This window comes from Gilliamella sp. GillExp13 (assembly GCF_001690815.1).
Lineage (GTDB): Bacteria > Pseudomonadota > Gammaproteobacteria > Enterobacterales > Orbaceae > Gilliamella > Gilliamella bombi.
The window spans coordinates 1-7,185 of record NZ_LZHJ01000157.1; the positions used below are offsets into that span (position 1 = coordinate 1).

The 7,185-nt window shown below is 38.5% G+C and carries 6 protein-coding genes; 5 read left to right on the top strand and 1 reads right to left on the bottom strand.

Features of this window, described 5'->3' with window-relative positions:
- On the top strand, window positions 1-432 hold a 432-nt coding region (locus A9G37_RS11255; RefSeq protein WP_141671198.1), incomplete at its 5' end, for an IS30 family transposase.
- Between the two features lie 417 nt (window positions 433-849).
- Window positions 850-1,935 (top strand): 3-deoxy-7-phosphoheptulonate synthase, encoded by a 1,086-nt coding sequence (locus tag A9G37_RS11260; protein ID WP_065575557.1) that lies wholly within the window; start codon window positions 850-852, stop codon window positions 1,933-1,935.
- A gap of 55 nt (window positions 1,936-1,990) precedes the next feature.
- Here the strand turns inward: A9G37_RS11260 and purL are convergent, their stop codons facing one another.
- A complete protein-coding gene (gene purL, locus A9G37_RS11265) occupies window positions 1,991-5,893 on the bottom strand; it encodes a phosphoribosylformylglycinamidine synthase (protein ID WP_065575558.1) in 3,903 nt (1,300 codons plus the stop codon).
- Window positions 5,894-6,347: 454 nt separating this feature from the next.
- Between purL and A9G37_RS12655 the strand changes: the two genes are divergently transcribed.
- The 3 genes from A9G37_RS12655 to A9G37_RS12395 all read left to right on the top strand — a co-directional run.
- Window positions 6,348-6,449 carry a helix-turn-helix domain-containing protein gene (locus A9G37_RS12655; RefSeq protein WP_141671199.1) on the top strand — a complete coding sequence of 34 codons (102 nt, stop codon included), beginning with the start codon at window positions 6,348-6,350 and terminating at the stop codon, window positions 6,447-6,449.
- A gap of 42 nt (window positions 6,450-6,491) precedes the next feature.
- Window positions 6,492-6,776: a transposase gene (locus tag A9G37_RS11270; RefSeq protein ID WP_141670991.1), complete on the top strand. Its 285-nt coding sequence runs from the start codon at window positions 6,492-6,494 to the stop codon at window positions 6,774-6,776.
- A gap of 127 nt (window positions 6,777-6,903) precedes the next feature.
- The coding region (locus tag A9G37_RS12395; protein ID WP_141671200.1) for an IS3 family transposase at window positions 6,904-7,185 on the top strand (282 nt) is incomplete at its 3' end.

Genomic DNA, 7,185 nt, shown 5'->3' on the forward strand with positions numbered 1-7,185 from the left:
CAAGCATTGGTGACATTAGTTGAACGCAAAACAGGGCTAGTATTAATTGGGCGCCTCAATCAACGTACCGCCTCCGAAACGAGAGATATGATAATAAAATTGCTAACGCCGTTTAAAAAAATGGTTAAAAGCATCACCTTTGATAATGGAACCGAATTTAATTATCATCATGCTATTGAGCATTATTTAAATACTACCGTGTACTTTGCGGAGCCTTATAAAAGCTGGCAAAGAGGCACAAATGAAAACACCAATGGCTTAATATGTCAGTTTATACCTAAGTCAGCGGCCATTTCATTAGTTGACGACAAACAGATAAAGAAAATACAATATCTATTGAACACACGCCCAAGAAAACGGCATAAGTTTAAAAGCCCTGCCGATTTTTATTCTAAGGAGCTAAGAAGAATTGCACTTCATGGTGTAATCTAGGTACATTGCCTAAAAATATATAATCATGCGGCTAAGTTAGCTGGTAAAGTAGCAGAGCGTAAATATTTTTCAGCTATGTCACTTAATATCAAAGTAATCATTAAAACTTCCAATAAATATACATAACCCAAATAACGCCTTATCATCAGCAGAATATTATGCTTTCATAACATAAAATAGCCATCAAAAACCCGATATAAAGATGTAAATATTTTATTACAACATTTGCTTAAATTGTTATTACACTAACTCTTTAAACTAAATTTATAATTAAATAACAAATCATAAAACAATTATGATTGGATAAATAATAAAAATTCCATTTACTATTATGTAATTTTGTGTTTACATAATAATTGTTTGTGTAATTGTTATTTTACATATAAAAATATAAATGATTTTAACAAGGAAAATAAAATGTTAAAAGATACTTTAAATAATGTTCGAATCAGAGACGAACATATGTTAATCACACCTGAAGAAATCAAACAGCTTTACCCTCTTTCTCATGATTTAGAAAATCAAATTGCCTTATCACGCCAAACTGTTGTGGATATCTTAGAACGACGTGATCACCGCTTACTTATTGTATGTGGTCCTTGCTCTATTCATGATCCTGTTGCTGCAATTGAGTATGCGCATAAATTAAAAAGACTATCAGACGAAGTTAAGGATCACCTATTTATTGTCATGCGTGTTTATTTTGAAAAACCAAGAACCACTGTTGGTTGGAAAGGTATGATTAACGATCCTCACATGGATAGCTCATTTGATATTGAGCATGGACTAAAAAAAGCCCGTAAATTACTGCTTGATATTACTCAAATTGGCTTGCCTATTGCAACTGAAGCACTAGATCCCAACACACCACAATACATTGGCGATTTAATTAGTTGGTCTGCAATCGGGGCAAGAACTACTGAATCACAAACGCATCGAGAAATGGCCTCGGGGCTTTCAATGCCTGTTGGTTTTAAAAATGGAACTGATGGCAGTTTAGATGTTGCAATTAATGCCATGAAATCAGCCTCTATGCCTCATCGTTTTGTAGGAATTAACCAACAAGGGCAAGTAACGGTTTTACAAACAACCGGCAATTCTCATGGACATGTTATTTTGCGTGGCGGTAAAACACCAAATTATGATGCTGAAAATGTCGCATTGTGCGAAACACAAATGAAAATGGCAGGATTGTTACCTAACTTAATGGTTGACTGTAGCCATGCGAATTCAAATAAAGATTATCGAAATCAATCTATTGTTGCTAATTCCATTATCGAGCAAATAGAAAAAGGCAATAATTCAATTATTGGTGTAATGATTGAAAGTAACTTATTTGAAGGAAATCAGCCTTCCGAGCAACTACCAGAAAACTTTAAATATGGCGTATCTGTGACTGACGCATGTATTAACTGGGAAGAAACAGACGAGCTATTACGAAAAATGGGGCACGTTTTAGCGCAGCCACTTATCGAAAGACAAAAGCACTCAGTTACTGCTTAAACTACTCAACAAATAAACATATCGCCGACACCATTGTCGGCGATCTTTGTTTTATTTAACCTAATTGCTTACGAGCATTACGGAATATTCTCATCCAAGGGCTATCTTCACCCCAGTTATCAGGATGCCATGAATTAGTTACTGTTCTAAATACCCGTTCTGGATGTGGCATCATAATAGTTGCCCGCCCATCTTGAGATGTCACTGCAGTAATACCGTTTGGCGAACCATTTGGGTTAGCAGGGTATTGCTGTGTTACTTTGCCAAAATGGTCAATATAACGTACGGCAATTAATCCTGATGCCTCTAAACGGCTTAGATGAACATCATCACCCACTTCAACACGTCCTTCCCCATGTGAAACAGCAATTGGCATATGCGAACCAGCCATATCAGTAAATAGCAACGAAGGGCTTGATTGAATTTGCACTAAACTAAAGCGGGCTTCAAAACGTTCTGACGAATTACGAACAAAACGAGGCCACAAATCCGCTCCCGGAATTAGATCTTTAAGATTCGACATCATCTGACAACCGTTACAAACCCCTAACGATAAAGTATCTTTGCGATGGAAGAATCGTTCAAACTCATCACGCACTTTTTTATTAAATAAAATAGATTTAGCCCAACCTTCACCTGCTCCTAAAACATCGCCATAAGAGAAGCCACCACAAGCAACCAGTGTACTAAATTGACTAAGTGTAATTCGACCAGAAAGTAAATCTGTCATATGTACATCGATTGCTTGAAAGCCTGCTCTATCAAATGCTGCTGCCATCTCGACATGCGAGTTAACACCTTGTTCACGCAAAATGGCCACTTTAGGTTTTGTACCTTTGGCAATATAAGGCGCAGCAATATCGGCTTGCAGATCAAAAGTTAGCTGCACATTTAATCCTGGATCATCTTCATTTTGTTTAGCTTGATGTTCTTGATCTGCACATTCAGGATTATCACGTAAGCGTTGCATTTGCCATGTCGTTTGTGCCCACCATGTTCTCAAGGTTAAGCGTGATTCACTGTATACTGTAGCCGAGTTATCACGCATAATAATTTGTTGACCAGTTTTAGCACTACCAAGAACATGAACCGCATGGGATAAGCCAAACTGCTTAAAGCAAGCCATCACATCATCTAAACGATTATTAGCTACTTGAATAACCGCGCCTAATTCTTCATTAAATAACGAAGCAATCACATCATGACCTAACGAGGCAATATCTACATCAATACCACAATGTCCAGCAAAAGCCATTTCGGCCAATGTCACAAACAGTCCACCATCAGAACGATCATGATAAGCAAGCAAAGCATTTTGGCTTACTAAAGCCTGAATCGCATTATAAAAAGCAAGCAGCTCTTTAGGATCATGGACATCCGCTGTTTTTTGCCCTAAATGACGATACACTTGGGCTAGTGCGGTGGCTCCTAGTGCTTGATGGCCTTTCGATAAATCAACCAACAATAAAGTATTATCCTGATCAGTACGCAATTGTGGTGTCACTGTTTTACGCACATCTTCAACACGCGCAAATGCCGAAATCACCAATGATAATGGTGAAGTCATGGTTTGTTGCTCACCATCTTGTTGCCATGTCGTTTTCATGGACATCGAATCTTTACCAACAGGAATAGCAAGCCCTAAAACTGGGCATAACTCTTCACCAATAGCTTTAACGGCCTCATAAAGACCAGCATCTTCGCCCGGATGTCCTGCCGCCGCCATCCAGTTAGCTGAAAGCTTAATCCGTTTGATATTACCGATATTGGTTGCGGCAATATTAGTAATTGCCTCACCAACTGCAAGCCTTGCTGATGCGGCAAAATTAAGTAACGCAACTGGCGCACGTTCACCAATTGACATAGCTTCACCATAATAACTATCCAAACTTGCAGTAGTCACAGCACAATCAGCAACCGGTACTTGCCAAGGCCCGACCATTTGATCACGAGCAACCATACCCGTCACTGAACGATCGCCAATGGTAATTAAAAAGGTCTTTTCGGCAACGGTTGGCAAATGTAGAATGCGTTTGACCGCATCATATAAATTAATTTCAGAAGTTGAAAAATTATCACCATGTGCTTGGTGAGTTTTAACATCACGTTGCATTTTAGGCGTTTTACCAAGTAGCACATCTAATGGCAAATCGATGGGATGATTATTAAAATGCTCATCATGCAAGGTAACCGCCTTATTGGCGGTTGCCTGACCAATCACCGCATAAGGTGCACGCTCACGCTGACAAAGTTCAGCAAATAATGCCAATTTATCGGGATGAATCGCAAGCACATAACGTTCTTGTGATTCATTACACCAAACTTCTAGTGGTGACATACCTGGTTCATCGCTAAGTATTTTACGAAGCTCAAACTGACCACCACACCCACCATCGCTAACAAGTTCAGGCATTGCATTAGACAAACCTCCTGCACCAACATCATGAATAAATAAGATAGGATTGTCTTCACCAAGTTGCCAACAGCGATCGATAACTTCCTGACAACGGCGCTCCATTTCAGGATTATCACGCTGAACAGAAGCAAAATCCAAATCAGCATCAGACTGACCCGACGCCATAGACGAAGCCGCCCCACCACCTAAGCCAATATTCATAGCAGGACCACCTAAAACAATCAGTTTAGAGCCAGCTGGAAACTCACCTTTTTGGATATGTTCACGGCGAATATTACCCATACCACCAGCTAACATAATCGGTTTATGATAACCACGAAGCTCCTCGCCATTATGGCTATTAACCTTTTCTTCATAAGTACGGAAATACCCTAACAAAGCCGGACGCCCAAATTCATTATTAAACGCCGCACCACCTAAAGGGCCATCCATCATAATATCAAAGGCGCTCACAATGCGATCAGGCTTACCAAAATTTTGCTCCCAAGGTTGTTCAAAATTAGGAATACGTAAATTAGAAACTGAAAACCCTACTAAACCAGCTTTAGGTTTAGCACCTCGACCAGTTGCACCTTCATCACGAATCTCACCTCCACTGCCCGTTGCCGCACCCGGCCAAGGTGATATTGCTGTTGGATGATTATGTGTTTCAACTTTCATTAAAATATCTGCATATTCTTGATGATAGCAGTAGGTTTTATTCTCATTATCCGCAAAAAAGCGCCCAACGATTGAACCGTCCATCACTGCGGCATTATCCTTATAAGCGGACGAAACATAATCAGGAGTGTGTTCAAAAGTATTTTTGATCATCTTAAACAGTGATTTAGGCTGCTTTACCCCATCAATAACCCAATCGGCATTAAAAATCTTGTGACGACAATGCTCGGAATTGGCTTGTGCAAACATATAAAGTTCAATATCAGTAGGATTACGATTTAGTTTTTTAAAGTTCTCAACTAAATAATCAATCTCATCAGATGCTAACGCCAAACCTAATTTAAGATTAGCCCCATCTAATGCAGCACGACCTTGACCTAATAAATCAATGGTTGTCACTGGCGCAGGTGATTCAACATGAAATAACTGCTCGGCTTGATCAACATGGCTAAAGACTGCTTCCATCATGCGATCATGAATTAATGCTATAAAATCGTTTTTTTGCCAATCGGTTAATTCTGAACTTACTTGCACATAATAAGCAATCCCCCTCTCAATACGGCGAATCTGTGGTAAACCGCAATTATGTACAATATCAGTTGCTTTTGATGACCAAGGCGAAATCGTTCCCACTCTTGGCGCCACTAAAAAGAGTTGCTTGCTAGCCGTTTGTTTAACATTGATTTGTGCATTTTTTGGACCGTATTGTAATAATTTATCTAACGTTAACTGTTGTTCAGCCGTCAATTCGCCTGCCAAATCAACAAAATGCAGGTATTGGGCTTCAATATTGATAACAGGGATAGATTTCTTACAACAAGCAGATAAGATTTTACTAATACGAAATGGAGATAACGCAGAGCAGCCAGCTAAAATTTTCATAAAAATTACTCTTTTTAAGCTAAAAATAGAGAAGAAATAAGACAATATTATAAAAGAAAGCGCACGATGTGGCTATATTAAATACAGTTAATCAGGAGATAGATAAAAATTCTGTTTTTTAACCAAAAGAAATAACCAAAAAGAAAAATAAAATCAATATGATATATAATTCTTTTTTACTAAGAATTGGATCTATTTTGGTAAGTGAAATGAATTAAGTATGAGGGTTAGGATATTTTGATACAGGAATAAGGTAGGTATATTGACCTTGCGGTATTATGAAAAAGTTTTTTACTCTAAAATCATTCAGGTAGAGTATTGATTTTATTGAATTTTCTATTTTAAGCGTTTCCTGGATTCAAACATGAAGTGCAATTTTAAACACGGTGGAGTGAAGAAAGTAGAAAGGTGATTTATACTAGCACCTTCGCACCACCACAGTTTGGAGATTGCTATGCATTATAATCACTTTTCTAGGAAGGAAAGATACCAGATTTTCGTATTATTACAAGCCGGAAAGAATAAAAAAGAGATAGCCCAGCTACTCAATATGTAACTCTCCCCTAAAATAGTACAGCAAAAAAGTAGAAAATTCTCTATGATAAAAGTAAAAGGGGATTTAATGATGAAAAAAATGACTGAACATCAAATCGTCGCTATTTTAAAAGAAGCTGAAGCAGGTATTCCTGTCAAGGAACTCTGCCGTAAATATGGCATGGGTAATTCAACTTTTTATAAATGGCGGGAAAAATACGGCGGCATGGAAACTTCGGATATCAAACGCTTAAAAGAGCTGGAGGCTGAAAACCGCAAACTTAAGCAGATGTTTGCCGAGCTGAGCTTAAAATCACAGCTTCAGGAAGAAATCATAAAAAAGCTTTAGTGCCCACAAAGGCCCGTAAAACGCGGGCACAGCAACTACAACAAAATCATTCTGTTACTATAGCTATGCTATCGTTGGCTTAAGCCGTTGTGCTTACTATTATCAACCTAAGTTACAGGATGATTCGGTGATTGTTTCGGTATTGAATGCTATCACAGACCGGCATTTACGCTGGGGCTTTCCTAAATGCTTTAATCGTATCAGAAAGCTCGGCTATCAATGGAACCATAAGCGTGTTTATCGGGTGTATTGTGAATTAAAGCTTAATCTCAGAGTAAAACGAAAAAAACGCATTCCTCCACGATGCCCGGAAAAGCTATTTGTGCCTAATAAACAAGGTGAATGTTGGTCAATGGATTTTATGAGTGATAGTAGCCGTAGTCAACGTCGCTTTAGGACATTCAATGTC